The sequence below is a fragment of the Mesorhizobium sp. M0701 genome, from assembly GCF_040320365.1.
Classification (GTDB): Bacteria; Pseudomonadota; Alphaproteobacteria; order Rhizobiales; family Rhizobiaceae; genus Mesorhizobium.
Genome location: NZ_JAMYPO010000001.1, coordinates 271312 through 284080, shown reverse-complemented (window position 1 = coordinate 284080; position 12769 = coordinate 271312). Strand labels below are relative to the sequence as shown.

Genomic DNA, 12769 nt, shown 5'->3' with positions numbered 1-12769 from the left:
AATTTGCAGGCCGCGAACGCAAAATTCTACCCGCGCGAAGCACTATCAGAGGCAAAAATCAGCATGCAGAACAGCCAAAAATCGCTGCGCGGGCCCCAAGTGTCCCCTCTATTTGATCGTCAATCGACCGGTTAAATGCAACAATAGAAACAGCGCAAAGGACACAGTAACGGCAGCGAGAACTGCGATGCACGCCTTTCTTTCGGTCGGCTTGGCGTATCGCATCAGTATCAAGAGACCAAAAATGGAAGCCAGCGGAATCAGGTATTGCCTGACTAATTCGGGCTCCGCAATCCAAGCTCCGGGTACATCGTAGCGGAACATGTGCCAGATCAGTGAAGCAGTCAGTGCCGCATGCATCAATGCCAGCAGCCCAAGTACAGCGATGGCAATCCACTTCAGTATCGTCACCATCTTTCGCTCCCCACAGGATCGGGCGACAGGTCAACACGCCCACCAAAATCAAAGCCTCTCCACACACCCGCCAACGTCGCCGTCGTCCCCGTAGTGACAGGACCATCCGGCCCCAGACTCACATAGTTGGAGGGGCGCTCAACTTCGCTCCACAATGAAGCGCTCTTGCTAGAGATAGCGTCCAGAGAAAGCCTGTGACAGCCATTTTAATCCACACAATTATGTGGGGCAAAAAGTGGGTCAAATACTGCGAGCCATGAAATTTATTAGGTATTTCAGCAATTTGGCGAGGCAACTGGCGGAGAGAGCGGGATTCGAACCCGCGTTACGGTTTCCCGTAAACACACTTTCCAGGCGTGCGCCTTCAACCACTCGGCCACCTCTCCGTCTTTTTAGCATTTTCGACGCGGCCGGTTTCGCCGCGCGGGTTGGGGAGATGCATCTCCTTTGGGATTCCGGCCGGAATTCCGGCCGTGGGCGCCGTCAACCAGCGGATACCCTTTCCCCGCACCCGAGCCGTCAAAGCAACAGGCGCGGGGCTCATCTAGTCGATCCGGTGCCGAATGCCAAGACATAACGGCAGTCTATTCGCTTTGCCGGATACGGATGCTCAGCCCATGTTATCGGAGCACCCGTTGGGAGCCTATCGAAAGGAGCGGCGGAGGTGTGCTTGCCGTCCCCGGCGCGCCGACGGTTTCGGCGAACCCGGCTGCCGTAGGTTCAACTTCGCGTGTCGCGATTGCGGATAAAGCACGCAGATCCTATTTAACAGTCCACACGACATTCTGATAAACTCCTGGGGAGGAAGGGTCCGGATGTTCCGCTTTATCTTCCGTCTTGCCGCAATGATTGCGCTTTCGGTTTCGGTCATCATGGCCGTGCTCGATGCGACCCGCTCGGTGGCGGCTTCGGCGCTGGTGATGACCCCGCTCAACACCAGCTGGCTCGCTGTCTCGCCGGATACGCGCAGCGCCTTCGAAAGCTTCGTCCGCGATAAGATCAACCCGCTGCTGTGGGACGGTGCCATCGCCTGGGTGCTCAGCCAGCCCGGCTTTGCCGTGTTCGCGGTGCTGGCGTTCATTCTTTATGCCATCGGTTACAGGCGGCAGCGCCCCAGCGGGCGGTTCGCCGCAACCTGACATTTCCAGCCTGACCCGGTGTTCCCGTACCAGGAAGGCTCAACCAAGAAGAAAAGGAAGCCACACATGTTTCTCAGCGACATGCTGAACAAGAAGCTCAACCTGCCGAAACCCTCCGAGGCGTTGCCCGGCCGCGACCGGCCGATCCCGACCGCATCGAAGCACTTTGTCTCGAACAGGCCGCTCAAGGGTCCTTATCCCGAAGGGATGGAAACGGCGATGTTCGGCCTGGGCTGCTTCTGGGGCGCCGAGCGCCTGTTCTGGCAAGTCGAGGGCGTCTGGGTCACGGCGGCCGGCTATGCCGGCGGCGTCACGCCCAACCCGACCTATCAGGAAACCTGCACGGGGCTCACCGGCCATGCCGAAGTCGTGCTCGTCGTCTACGACCCCAAGATCGTGTCTTATGCCGAGCTCTTGAAGCTGTTCTGGGAAAGCCACGACCCGACGCAAGGCATGCGCCAGGGCAATGATGTCGGCACCACTTACCGCTCGGCGATCTATACATTCAACGACGCTCAACACCAGGCTGCGATCGCCTCGCGCGACGCCTACGAGGCTTCGCTGCGCGGCGCCGGACGCGGCAAGATCACCACGGAGATCGCGCCGGCGCCGGAATTCTACTTCGCCGAGGAAGACCACCAGCAATATCTGGCGAAGAACCCCTACGGCTATTGCGGCCTGCAGGGAACCGGCGTCTCCTGCGCCATTCCGGCCGCCGTCTCCGCCTGATTTTATGCCCCTGACGCAAGGAATATGCTGTGGCGCCGCGATGCGGCGCCATGCTTTTCCAAAAGGTCAAAATTCCACGTGAATTTTGTTTCGGGCCGTGCCAGATTGACCCGAAGCGGGAGGAAGACACTCCTGCCCGACACCGCACGCCTGCCGGAGAACCGGGCCGGCATGCGATGCATAATGGACAAATAACCGACAGGGGTGTGGATCACATGAAACGTATCGTTCTCGGCCTCATGGCCGCAGCTGCAATGGTTCTTCCGGCCTTCGCCGCGGACATTCAACCCGCGATCCTCTATGATCTCGGCGGCAAGTTCGACAAGTCGTTCAACGAGGCGTCCTTCCACGGCGCTGAAAAGTTCAAGACCGAGACCGGCATCCCCTATGTGGAATTCGAGGTCAGCAACGCCACCCAGCGCGAGCAGGCGCTGCGCCGTTTCGCCGAGGACGGCCGCAACCCGATCGTCATGGCGGGCTTCTCGTGGGCTGACGCGCTTGACAAGATCGCCACCGAGTTCCCCGACACCAAATTCGCCATCATCGACATGGTCGTCGACAAGCCCAATGTCCGCTCGCTGGTCTATAAGGAGCAGGAAGGCTCCTACCTCGTCGGCGTGATGGCGGCGATGGCTTCCAAGACCAAGAAGGTCGGCTTCGTCGGCGGCATGGACATTCCGCTGATCCGCAGGTTTGGCTGCGGCTATGTCGGCGGCGCCAAGGCGGCCGGCGCCACCGACGTCATCCAGAACATGACCGGCGATACGCCAGCGGCCTGGAACGATCCGGCCAAGGGCGGCGAGATCGCCAAGACGCAGATCGACCAGGGCGCCGACGTGGTCTACGCGGCGGCAGGCGGCACCGGTGTCGGCGTGCTGCAGGCAGCGGCCGACGCCGGCAAGCTCGGCATCGGCGTCGATTCCAACCAGAACGGCCTGCAGCCCGGCAAAGTGCTGACCTCCATGGTCAAGCGCGTCGACGTTGCCGTCTACAACACCTTCATGGATGCCAAGGACGGCAAGTTCACGGCCGGCGTTAACGATCTCGGCCTCAAGGAAGGCGGCGTCGACTACGCAATGGACGACAACAACAAGGCGCTTGTCGACGATGCAATGAAGGCGGCGGTCGAAAAGGCCAAGGCCGACATCATAGCCGGCACCATCAAGGTGCACGACTACATGTCGGACAATGCCTGCCCGTATTGATCGATTGCTGTTATTGATCGACTGGCACTGCTGAACTGACGAGCCGCCGGGTGAAAGCCCGGCGGTTTTGTCTTGTCGGCCCGCTCACCAGTGCGGCGGCTTGGTCACCGGCACGTCGGGTGCGGCCTGTTCTTCCAGTGCCAGGAAGCGCTCGGCCAGCGCGTCGAGCTTGCGCTGCATGCGCTCGATCACCTTCCACTGCTCGGCGATCTGGCCGGACAGTTCCTCGATGGTCTTCTCCTGCTCGGCGGCGCGGATTTGCAGCGTCGTCAGCCGGTCGTCGGGCATGGTCATTTGAAATCCTCGATCAGGCGATTGTGCAGGCTGCGGCCACGTTGGAAATTGACAAGCATGGCGGGATTTGTCGAGAGTGAACCCTGCTCCAGCCAATTGGCACAGACCCAATTGGCACAGACTGGGCGTCATGCTAGGCGTTTGACCAAGCGGTAAAAAAATAACAGTGGGAACAGGCTGCATGGCGCAAGCCGCAATCGAGCTGATCGGCATCGACAAGAGCTTTGGCGCCGTGCGCGCCAACCGCGACATCAATCTGGAGATTATGCGCGGCACTATCCATGGCATCGTCGGCGAAAACGGCGCCGGCAAGTCGACGCTGATGTCGATCCTCTACGGTTTCTACCAGGCCGATTCCGGCGAAATCCGTGTCGGCGGCCAGCCGGCATCGATCAAGACACCGAATGATGCGATCGCGCTCGGCATCGGCATGGTGCATCAGCATTTCATGCTGGTCGACAATTTCTCGGTGCTGGAAAACGTCATTCTCGGCGCCGAAAGCGATGCGCTGCTGAAGAAGAGCATCGCCAAGGCGCGTTCCGAGCTGGAGCGGCTCGAGCGCGAATACGGGCTCGAAGTCGATCCCGACGCCATCATCGAGGAGTTGCCGGTCGGCCTGCAGCAACGCGTCGAAATCCTCAAGGCGCTCTATCGCGGCGCCGAGATCCTGATCCTCGATGAGCCGACAGGCGTGCTGACGCCGGCCGAGGCCGACCACCTGTTCCGCATCCTCAGGCAGCTGAAGGAGCAGGGCAAGACGATCGTGCTGATCACCCACAAGCTGCGCGAGATCATGGCGATCACCGACACGGTGTCGGTGATGCGCCAGGGCACGATGGTGGCGACACGCGAAACCAGGAAGACCACGGTCGAGGAGCTGGCCGAGCTGATGGTCGGCCGGCGCGTGCTGCTGCGCGTCGAAAAGGGCGAGGCGAAGGCCGGCGGCGTCAAGCTTGCGGTCAAGAACCTGACGGTCAAGGATTCCCGCGGCGTCACCATGGTCGACGACGTCTCCTTCGACGTCCATGCCGGCGAGATCGTCGGCATTGCCGGCGTCGCCGGCAACGGGCAGTCCGAATTGCTCGAGGCGATTTCCGGCATCAGGCATGCCGTTTCGGGCTCGGTCATGCTCGACGGCAAGCCGATCGACCTCACCGGCGCCGCCGACCCTGGCGAGTTGCGCGAGCGCGGCCTTGCCCATGTGCCGGAGAACCGCCATCATGTCGGGCTCGTGCTGGCCTTCGAGGAGAACGAGAATTCGATCCTCGGTTATCAGGACGACGCGCGCTATCTGAAGGGGCCGTTCCTCGACATCGATGCCATCCGTAACGATGCCAGGGACAAGATCGTCAAATATGACATCCGCCCGGCGGACTGCCGCCTCAAGACCGCCAATTTCTCCGGCGGCAACCAGCAGAAAATCGTGCTGGCGCGGGAAATGGAACAAGATCCCGGCGTGTTGATCGTCGGCCAGCCGACACGCGGCGTCGATGTCGGCGCCATCGAATTCATCCACAAGCGCCTCATAGCCATGCGCGACCAGGGCAAGGCGGTGCTGGTGGTTTCGGTCGAGCTCGACGAGATCCGCTCGCTGTCCGACCGCATCCTGGTGATGTTTGCCGGCCGCGTCGTCGGCGAACGCGGCCCCGACGCGACCGAGGGCGAGCTCGGCCTGCTGATGGCCGGCGTCGAGCACCGGGAGGCCGCCGAGTGAGCACCCCCTATGCCAAGCTGCCGGCCTGGGCCGATTACGTGCTGATCCCGCTGATCAATCTGTTCGTCGCATTCGTCGTCGCCGGCTTCGTCGTCATATTGGTCGGCGAGAACCCGCTGCGTGCAGCCGTCATCCTGGTCGAGGGTGCCTTCGGCCGCGGCCAAGGCATCGCGTTCACGCTTTTCTATGCCACCACCTTCATCTTCAGTGGGCTTTCGGTGGCGGTTGCGGCGCATTGCGGCCTGTTCAACATCGGTGGCGAGGGCCAGGGCTATATCGCCGGTCTCGGCATCGGCATTGTTTGCCTGGCCTTCGACAGCGTGCTGCCCTGGTGGCTGACCTTCCCGATCGCCATTATCGCCGCCGCGGCGATGGGCGCGCTGTGGGCGCTGATCCCGGCCTATCTGCAGGCCAAGCGCGGCTCGCACATCGTCATCACCACAATCATGTTTAATTTCATCGCCGCCAGCGTCATGGTCTATGCGCTGGTGGGGATGCTGAAGCCGCCCGGCTCGATGGCGCCGCAGACGCGCACCTTCCTCGAAGGCGCGCAATTGCCGAAGCTCAACTGGGTCATCGAATTGTTCGGCGCCAAAATCCGTTCGGCGCCATTCAACGTCAGTTCCCTGCTGGCGCTAGCCATGGCCTTTCTGGTGTGGGTGCTGATCTGGCGCACGAAGCTCGGCTACGAGATGCGCACCTATGGCCACAGCCCGAAAGCGGCGCGTTATGCCGGCATTTCGGAGATCCGCATCATCATCATTGCGATGATGATCTCGGGCGCGTTGGCCGGCATGATGGCGCTCAACCCGACGATGGGCGACCAGCACAATGTCGCGCTCGAATTCGTTTCGGGCGCCGGTTTCGTCGGCATCGCGGTGGCACTGATGGGACGCCTGCACCCGGTCGGCATCGTGCTGGCGGCGGTCCTGTTCGGCATGCTCTACCAGGGCGGCGCCGAGCTCGCCTTCGAGATGCCGGCGATCAGCCGCGACATGATCGTCATCATCCAGGGCCTTGTGATCCTGTTCGCCGGCGCGCTCGAGCATATGTTCCGGCCCTATGTCCAGGCGCTGTTCGCCTCGCTCAGCCCGAGATCAGTCGGCATGGAAGCGGTCAAGGGGAAGGGCGCCTGAGATGGATTTCTTCAACGCTATCGTGCAGGTCCTGGACTCGACCATCCGCCTTTCGGTCCCCTTGCTGCTCGCCTGCCTCGCCGGCCTCTATTCGGAGCGGGCCGGCGTCTTCGACATCGGGCTCGAGGGCAAGATGCTTGTCGGAGCCTTCGCTGGTGCGGCCGCCGCCTCGGTCTTCCACTCGGCCTATCTCGGCCTCGGCATGGCCATCCTCATCTCGGTCGCCTTCGCGCTGATCCACGGCTTTGCCTCGATCACCCATCGCGGCAACCAGATCGTCTCCGGCGTCGCGATCAATTTCATTGCCGCCGGATCGACGATCATGCTCGGCCAGGCCTGGTTCCAGCAAGGCGGGCGCACGCCGGCGCTGGCCGCCGGCGAGCGCTTCGAGGCAATCATCTGGCCGGGCGCAGAGGCGCTCAGGAGCGTTCCGATTCTCGGGCCGATCTATTCGGAACTTATCTCCGGCCATTCCGTGCTGGTCTATCTCGCCTTCCTGGCCGTGCCGTTCACCTGGTGGGTGCTGTTTCGCACCCGCTTCGGCTTGCGCCTGCGCGCCGTCGGCGAGAACCCGGCCGCGGTCGACACCGCCGGCATATCAGTCGCCTGGCTGCGCTATCGGGCGCTGATCTGCACCGGCGTGCTCACCGGCATTGCCGGAGCCTATCTGTCGATGGTGCAGAATGGCGGCTTCGTGAAGGACATGACCGCTGGCAAGGGCTACATCGCGCTGGCCGCGCTGATCTTCGCCAAATGGAAACCGGTCAACGCCATGTTCGCCTGCCTGCTGTTCGGCTTCCTCGACGCCGCGTCGATCCGCCTGCAAGGCACGCCGCTGCCGCTGATCGGCAAGGTGCCGGTGCAATTCATGCAGGCGCTGCCCTATGTGCTGACCGTCATCCTGCTTGCCGGCTTCATCGGCAAGGCAATCCCGCCGCGCGCCGGCGGCGTGCCTTATGTCAAGGAACGCTGATCTATCATGGCTCATGATCTGTTCGAAGCGGCGAAAGCCGCCATGGCCAAGGCCTATGCGCCCTATTCGAAATTTCCGGTCGGCGCGGCGTTGCGCACCGAGGACGGCCGTGTCTTCACCGGCGCCAATGTCGAGATCGCGTCCTATCCGGAGGGCTGGTGCGCCGAAACCACCGCGCTCGGCCACTACGTCATGGGCGGCGGCGGCAAGATCACGGAAATCGCCGTGATCGCCGAACGCGTGGCAAAATGCTCGCCCTGCGGCGGCTGCCGGCAGCGGCTGGCGGAATTCTGCCGGCCGGAGACGAAGTTCTATCTGTGCGATGATAGCGGCGTGGTCGAGACCGTGACCATGGGCGAGTTGCTGCCATACGGGTTTGAAGGCGATGTGCTGAAATGAAGGAAGCGCTCGATCACCTCGTCGAAAGGCTGGACGGGCTGGCGCCGACTACCGCCTTGGTGCTGGGGTCAGGGCTTGGCGGGCTTGTCGACCAGGTCGAGGATGCGGTGCGCATCTCCTACGCCGACTTGCCGGGGTTTCCCCGAAGCGGAGTCAGCGGCCATGCGGGCGAGGTGGTGGCGGGGCTCTTTGCCGGCACGCCGGTGCTGATGCTGTCCGGCCGGGCGCATTATTACGAGCACGGCAACGCGGCGGCGATGCGGCCGGCACTCGAGGTGCTCGCCGGCCTCGGCATCTCCAGGCTGATCCTCACCAACGCCGCCGGTTCGGTCGATCCCGGGATGGGCCCGGGCTCGGTGATGCTGATCACCGATCACATCAATTTCTCGGGCTCCAACCCGCTGATCGGCGAACCGAGCGACCGCCGTTTCGTCGGCCTGACCGAAGCCTACGACGCCGGTCTCCGCTCCGCCATCGAGCAGGCGGCGAAGGCCACCGGTACCACGCTGCACAAGGGCGTCTATATGTGGTTCTCCGGCCCATGCTTCGAGACGCCCGCCGAGATACGCATGGCGCGCGTCATGGGCGCCAACGCGGTCGGCATGTCGACGGTGCCGGAGGTCATTCTCGCCCGCTTCCTTGGGCTGCGCGTCGCCGCGTGTTCGGTCGTGACCAACCTTGCCGCCGGCATGACCGGAGCCGAGCTGTCGCACCAGGAGACCAAGGACATGGCGCCGGTCGGCGGTGCGCGGCTGGCGACCATCCTGCAGCGTGTTTTTCAGGACGGGCTTCCGGAGCACAGGGTCGACGCCTGATGCTTCCCCAGGAAATCATCCGCCGCAAGCGCGACGGCCAGAAGCTCTCGGCTGAGGAGACAGCGTTCTTTATCGGAGGTCTGACCGCCGGCACAGTCACCGACGCGCAGGTCGGCGCCTTTGCCATGGCGGTGTTCTTCAACGGCATGAGCCGCGACGAGGCGGTGGCGCTGACTATGGCGATGCGCGATTCCGGCGATGTGCTCGACTGGTCGGATCTGCCCGGCCCGGTCACCGACAAGCATTCGACGGGCGGCGTCGGCGACAATGTCTCCTTGATGCTGGCGCCGATCGTCGCTGCCTGTGGCGCCTATGTGCCGATGATTTCCGGCAGGGGTCTCGGCCATACCGGCGGCACGCTGGACAAGATGGATGCCATCCCCGGCTATATCAGCCAGCCGGATGTTGCGCGGTTCCGCAAGACCGTGCTCGAAACCGGCTGCGCCATCATCGGCCAGACCGCCGATCTCGCACCCGCCGACGCCAGGCTCTACGCGATCCGCGATGTGACAGGAACGGTGGAATCGGTGCCGCTGATCACCGCCTCGATCCTGTCGAAGAAGCTGGCGGCCGGCCTTGGTTCGCTGGTGCTCGATGTCAAGGTCGGCAACGGCGCCTTCATGGAGAAATCGCGCGACGCAACCGCACTGGCCAACAGCCTGGTCGACGTCGCCAATGGCGCCGGCCTTAAGGCCTCGGCGCTGGTCACCGGCATGAACGAGCCGCTGGCGTCCGCCGCCGGCAATGCGGTCGAGGTGCGCAACGCCGTCGATTTTCTCACCGGCCGCTTTCGCGACCGGCGGCTGGAGGACGTGACGCTGGCGCTGGCCGCCGAGATGCTACAATCGGCAGGCCTGGTATCGTCCAACCAGGACGGCCTGCGCCGCGCCGCCGAAACGCTGGCCGGCGGCCGCGCCGCTTCCATCTTCGCGCGCATGGTGGCGGCACTGGGTGGTCCCGTCGACTTTGTCGACAATCCGGAAAAATATCTGCCGAAAGCGGCAACGGAATTCGCGGTCAAGGCGAGCGCGAACGGCTTTGTCACCGGCATCGCGACCCGCGAGATCGGGCTTGCCGTGGTCGGGCTTGGCGGCGGGCGGACGCGGCCCGACGACAGGATCGATCACGTCGTCGGCATCACCAGGCTGTTGCCGGTCGGCGCTGAAGTGCGGGCCGGCGAAGCGCTGGCGCTGGTCCATGCCCGCAATAGCGAGGATGCCGAAGCGGCCGCGGCCGCCGTGCTTTCGGCCTATACCATCGGCACTTCCAAACCGGCCACGGAGAAAACCGTCATCCGGCGGATCCTGCCGCGCGGGTAGAGCCATTCCGATGGTATCGGATGGGCTCTATCTTTCTTTGGACCACGATCTTGTCCGAAAACCGGTCCCCACTTTTCGCTGGCGCGGACCTGCGGTTCGGGATCACGTTCTACTGAACCAGCAGCAGCTTGCCGTCTTCGACCTGATATTTTTCGAGCCGCTGCAGAAAGCTCATGCCGATCAGGTTGGTGTGCAGCGCCCTGTCGTCGAGCACGACGGCCTCGACGCCCTCGACGGTGATCCTGCCGATCTGCAGGCGGTCGATCATGACCAATGCTGCCTTGATCGCCCCGTTGGCGGTGTTGACCTGATGGCTGAAGTCCGTCGAATTGAGCGAGATGCCGATCCTGCGCGCAGTCGAGGTGTTGATGGCGACGAGCGTGGCACCGGTATCGATCATGCCGTCGATCTGCCGGCCGTTCAACTTGAAGACCGACATGAAATGCCCGCGCGAGTCCGCGGCGACGACGACCTTGCGGCCGAGCGGCTGCGGCGTTGTGGGCCTGTCCCGGACGGCGGCGAGATTCAGGTCGGTTTGTGTGTCCGCCGGCCTGGCTCCGATGGCGGATTTCAACAGCCGCTCGATTACCTGTGAATTGGACTGATACACGATCGGCAGCGATGCCGACGTTCCGGCAAACACGCCAAGGATGAGGAGCTTGCGCAGCATGGACCGGCCTTTGTGGTTGCCGATCCTTAGTCCGACATGGTGATTGCCGCTTTAACGAGTGCGGAAACCAGCCGTTTGCGTAAACAATCGGTAAACGGATCTATTTGGTGCCGTACATGCGGTCGCCGGCATCGCCGAGACCCGGCATGATGTAGCCCTTTTCGTTGAGCTGGCGGTCGATGGAAGCGGTGAAGACCGGAACATCGGGATGTGCCTGGGTAAACCGCTCGAGGCCCTCTGGTGCCGCCAACAGGCAGAGGAAGCGGATGTTGGTGGCACCGCGGCCTTTCAGCTTGTCGATCGCCGCGATCGCCGAATTGGCGGTCGCCAGCATCGGATCGACGACGATCACCAGCCGGTCGGCGAGGTCGCCCGGCGCCTTGAAGAAATACTCGACCGCTTCCAGCGTCTCATGGTCGCGATAGAGGCCGATATGGGCGACACGCGCCGCCGGCACGAGATCGAGCAGGCCTTCGAGCAAGCCGTTGCCGGCGCGCAGCACCGAGGCGAAGACCAGTTTTTTGCCCTCCAGCGTCGGCGCCTCCATCGTTTCGATCGGCGTCTCGATGGTCGTCGTCGTCAGTTCCAGGTTGCGGGTGACCTCGTAGCCGAGCAGCAGCGAGATCTCGCGCAGCAGCCGCCGGAAGCCGGCCGTCGAAGTCTCTTTCTTGCGCATGATGGTCAGCTTGTGTTGGACAAGCGGATGGTCGACGACGGTAACGCCCTTCATGGTGTTCTCCAACTGCGCAGGTGAATAGTGGATGGTGAATGGTGAATAGTGAATAGTGAACTGGTTTGCGAGTCCTTGGTTGCGCGGAAAAACTCGCGGTTGACGAACCGAAGCGCCGGTTTCACCATTCACCATTCACCTGCCCTTGGCGCCGAGCCTGCCCAGCAGCACCGCCCTGGTCTTCCTGTCGACGAAGGCTGCCTCGATGGCCGTCCTGGTGACGGCGGTGAGCGCCTTGTCGTCCATCGCAAAATGCTCGGCAGCGATGTCGTATTCGCGTTTCAGCGAGGTCCAGAAATAGGGCGGGTCATCGGAGTTGAGCGTCACCTTGCAGCCCGCTGCCCGCAAGGCGGGGAAGGGATGGTCGGCGAAGCTGTCGAAGATTTTCAGGGCGATGTTGGAGCCAGGGCAGCATTCGAGCACGACGCCTTCGTCGGCGATGCGCCGCATAAGCTCGGGGTTCTCGATGGCGCGCACGCCATGGCCGATGCGAGACGGGCGGATGTGGTCGAGTGCCGCCTCGACGCTCTCCCAGCCCATCAATTCGCCGGCATGGACGGTGATGCCGAGGCCGGCCTCGCGGGCGATCTCGAAGGCCCTGACATAATCTTCCAGGTCGCCTATCCGCTCGTCGCCGGCGACGCCGAAACCGGTGACCAGCGGATGCCCGCAGCGCGCGGCGAAACGCGCCGCCCGCTCGATCGATTCGACACCGAAATTGCGCACGCCGGTGACGATCATGCGGCCTTCGATGCCGGTCTTCGCCTTGGCGCGGGCCATGCCTTCGCCGAGCGCGTCGGTATAGGCCTTCGGCGACAGCCCGGCCTTGCTGGCATGGTCGGGCGAGGTGAAAACCTCGGAATAGATGGCGCCGTCGCGGGCGAGGCTGGTCAGGTAATGGTCGGCCAGCCGCGCATAGTCTTCTTCGGTGCGGAACAGATCCGACGAGAAGTCGTAGGCGGCGAGGAAAGAGGTGAAGTCGCGCCAGACGAAGGAGCCGTCCTGGATGTAGCGCGAGGCTTCCTTGCCGTATTTCTCAGCCTGGCGGAGGACGAGTTCAGGCGCCGCTGCCCCTTCGATGTGGCAGTGCAGTTCTGCTTTCAAAGGCATTCAATTATCCCGTCAGGCTTTTTCTTATGACACAAGTTCCTGTCGGAAAACCGTGTGACACTTTTCCGGAACCCGCTTCGAAGCGCGGCCGAACACCGCGCCTTAAACAATAGCGCCCGCAC

The 12769-nt window shown here is 63.0% G+C and carries 14 protein-coding genes and 1 tRNA gene; 9 read left to right on the top strand and 6 right to left on the bottom strand.

All coding sequences use genetic code 11. The features are described 5' to 3' along the window. Positions 1-108: 108 nt before the first annotated feature. A complete protein-coding gene (locus NKI24_RS01375) occupies positions 109-414 on the bottom strand; it encodes a hypothetical protein (protein WP_352448285.1) in 306 nt (101 codons plus the stop codon). A 296-nt stretch (positions 415-710) separates the two neighbouring features. Further along, positions 711-800: transfer RNA gene (locus NKI24_RS01370), tRNA-Ser, on the bottom strand. 429 nt (positions 801-1229) lie between these two features. Between NKI24_RS01370 and NKI24_RS01365 the strand changes: the two genes are divergently transcribed. The 3 genes from NKI24_RS01365 (at position 1230) to NKI24_RS01355 (ending at position 3487) form a co-directional block, all read left to right on the top strand. Next, positions 1230-1553 (top strand): hypothetical protein, encoded by a 324-nt coding sequence (locus tag NKI24_RS01365; RefSeq protein WP_352448284.1) that lies wholly within the window; start codon positions 1230-1232, stop codon positions 1551-1553. A 66-nt stretch (positions 1554-1619) separates the two neighbouring features. Next, positions 1620-2282, top strand: coding sequence for a peptide-methionine (S)-S-oxide reductase MsrA (msrA, locus tag NKI24_RS01360; protein ID WP_352448283.1), 663 nt, complete (start codon positions 1620-1622; stop codon positions 2280-2282). A 215-nt stretch (positions 2283-2497) separates the two neighbouring features. Then, entirely contained in the window at positions 2498-3487 is a 990-nt protein-coding gene (locus tag NKI24_RS01355) for a BMP family lipoprotein (protein WP_292657345.1), read from the top strand. A gap of 84 nt (positions 3488-3571) precedes the next feature. Here the strand turns inward: NKI24_RS01355 and NKI24_RS01350 are convergent, their stop codons facing one another. Beyond that, positions 3572-3781: a SlyX family protein gene (locus tag NKI24_RS01350; protein WP_352448282.1), complete on the bottom strand. Its 210-nt coding sequence runs from the start codon at positions 3779-3781 to the stop codon at positions 3572-3574. Between the two features lie 181 nt (positions 3782-3962). Between NKI24_RS01350 and NKI24_RS01345 the strand changes: the two genes are divergently transcribed. Genes NKI24_RS01345 through deoA form a run of 6 tightly spaced genes read left to right on the top strand, consistent with a single transcriptional unit; the run spans position 3963 to position 10137 of the window. Continuing rightward, positions 3963-5495 (top strand): ABC transporter ATP-binding protein, encoded by a 1533-nt coding sequence (locus tag NKI24_RS01345; RefSeq protein ID WP_352742926.1) that lies wholly within the window; start codon positions 3963-3965, stop codon positions 5493-5495. Beyond that, positions 5492-6631 (top strand): ABC transporter permease, encoded by a 1140-nt coding sequence (locus tag NKI24_RS01340; protein WP_352612977.1) that lies wholly within the window; start codon positions 5492-5494, stop codon positions 6629-6631. The genes NKI24_RS01345 and NKI24_RS01340 overlap by 4 nt, the downstream gene beginning before the upstream one ends. A gap of 1 nt (position 6632) precedes the next feature. Next, on the top strand, positions 6633-7604 hold the full coding sequence (locus tag NKI24_RS01335) for an ABC transporter permease (protein ID WP_352469471.1): 972 nt from the start codon (positions 6633-6635) through the stop codon (positions 7602-7604). Between the two features lie 6 nt (positions 7605-7610). After that, entirely contained in the window at positions 7611-8003 is a 393-nt protein-coding gene (gene cdd, locus NKI24_RS01330; RefSeq protein ID WP_023675315.1) for a cytidine deaminase, read from the top strand. Continuing rightward, positions 8000-8818 (top strand): purine-nucleoside phosphorylase, encoded by an 819-nt coding sequence (locus NKI24_RS01325; RefSeq protein WP_352448279.1) that lies wholly within the window; start codon positions 8000-8002, stop codon positions 8816-8818. Before cdd ends, NKI24_RS01325 begins: the two co-directional genes overlap by 4 nt. Continuing rightward, complete coding sequence (gene deoA / locus NKI24_RS01320) at positions 8818-10137, top strand: thymidine phosphorylase (RefSeq protein WP_352448278.1); 1320 nt, start codon at positions 8818-8820, stop codon at positions 10135-10137. Before NKI24_RS01325 ends, deoA begins: the two co-directional genes overlap by 1 nt. Positions 10138-10246: 109 nt before the next feature. Here the strand turns inward: deoA and NKI24_RS01315 are convergent, their stop codons facing one another. The 3 genes from NKI24_RS01315 to NKI24_RS01305 form a co-directional block, all read right to left on the bottom strand. Then, entirely contained in the window at positions 10247-10807 is a 561-nt protein-coding gene (locus NKI24_RS01315) for a TIGR02281 family clan AA aspartic protease (protein ID WP_352448277.1), read from the bottom strand. A gap of 100 nt (positions 10808-10907) precedes the next feature. After that, entirely contained in the window at positions 10908-11537 is a 630-nt protein-coding gene (gene upp / locus NKI24_RS01310) for a uracil phosphoribosyltransferase (RefSeq protein WP_023675320.1), read from the bottom strand. A 135-nt stretch (positions 11538-11672) separates the two neighbouring features. Further along, positions 11673-12647: an adenosine deaminase gene (locus tag NKI24_RS01305; RefSeq protein WP_352448276.1), complete on the bottom strand. Its 975-nt coding sequence runs from the start codon at positions 12645-12647 to the stop codon at positions 11673-11675. Between the last annotated feature and the right edge of the window lie 122 nt (positions 12648-12769).

What these genes read in the sequence shown, in the direction of transcription:
- NKI24_RS01375 (WP_352448285.1), bottom strand. Translation starts at nt 414, where the DNA reads ATGGTGACGATACTGAAGTGGATTGCCATCGCTGTACTTGGGCTGCTG.
- NKI24_RS01365 (WP_352448284.1), top strand. Translation starts at nt 1,230, where the DNA reads ATGTTCCGCTTTATCTTCCGTCTTGCCGCAATGATTGCGCTTTCGGTT.
- msrA (WP_352448283.1), top strand. Translation starts at nt 1,620, where the DNA reads ATGTTTCTCAGCGACATGCTGAACAAGAAGCTCAACCTGCCGAAACCC.
- NKI24_RS01355 (WP_292657345.1), top strand. Translation starts at nt 2,498, where the DNA reads ATGAAACGTATCGTTCTCGGCCTCATGGCCGCAGCTGCAATGGTTCTT.
- NKI24_RS01350 (WP_352448282.1), bottom strand. Translation starts at nt 3,781, where the DNA reads ATGACCATGCCCGACGACCGGCTGACGACGCTGCAAATCCGCGCCGCC.
- NKI24_RS01345 (WP_352742926.1), top strand. Translation starts at nt 3,963, where the DNA reads ATGGCGCAAGCCGCAATCGAGCTGATCGGCATCGACAAGAGCTTTGGC.
- NKI24_RS01335 (WP_352469471.1), top strand. Translation starts at nt 6,633, where the DNA reads ATGGATTTCTTCAACGCTATCGTGCAGGTCCTGGACTCGACCATCCGC.
- cdd (WP_023675315.1), top strand. Translation starts at nt 7,611, where the DNA reads ATGGCTCATGATCTGTTCGAAGCGGCGAAAGCCGCCATGGCCAAGGCC.
- NKI24_RS01325 (WP_352448279.1), top strand. Translation starts at nt 8,000, where the DNA reads ATGAAGGAAGCGCTCGATCACCTCGTCGAAAGGCTGGACGGGCTGGCG.
- deoA (WP_352448278.1), top strand. Translation starts at nt 8,818, where the DNA reads ATGCTTCCCCAGGAAATCATCCGCCGCAAGCGCGACGGCCAGAAGCTC.
- NKI24_RS01315 (WP_352448277.1), bottom strand. Translation starts at nt 10,807, where the DNA reads ATGCTGCGCAAGCTCCTCATCCTTGGCGTGTTTGCCGGAACGTCGGCA.
- upp (WP_023675320.1), bottom strand. Translation starts at nt 11,537, where the DNA reads ATGAAGGGCGTTACCGTCGTCGACCATCCGCTTGTCCAACACAAGCTG.
- NKI24_RS01305 (WP_352448276.1), bottom strand. Translation starts at nt 12,647, where the DNA reads ATGCCTTTGAAAGCAGAACTGCACTGCCACATCGAAGGGGCAGCGGCG.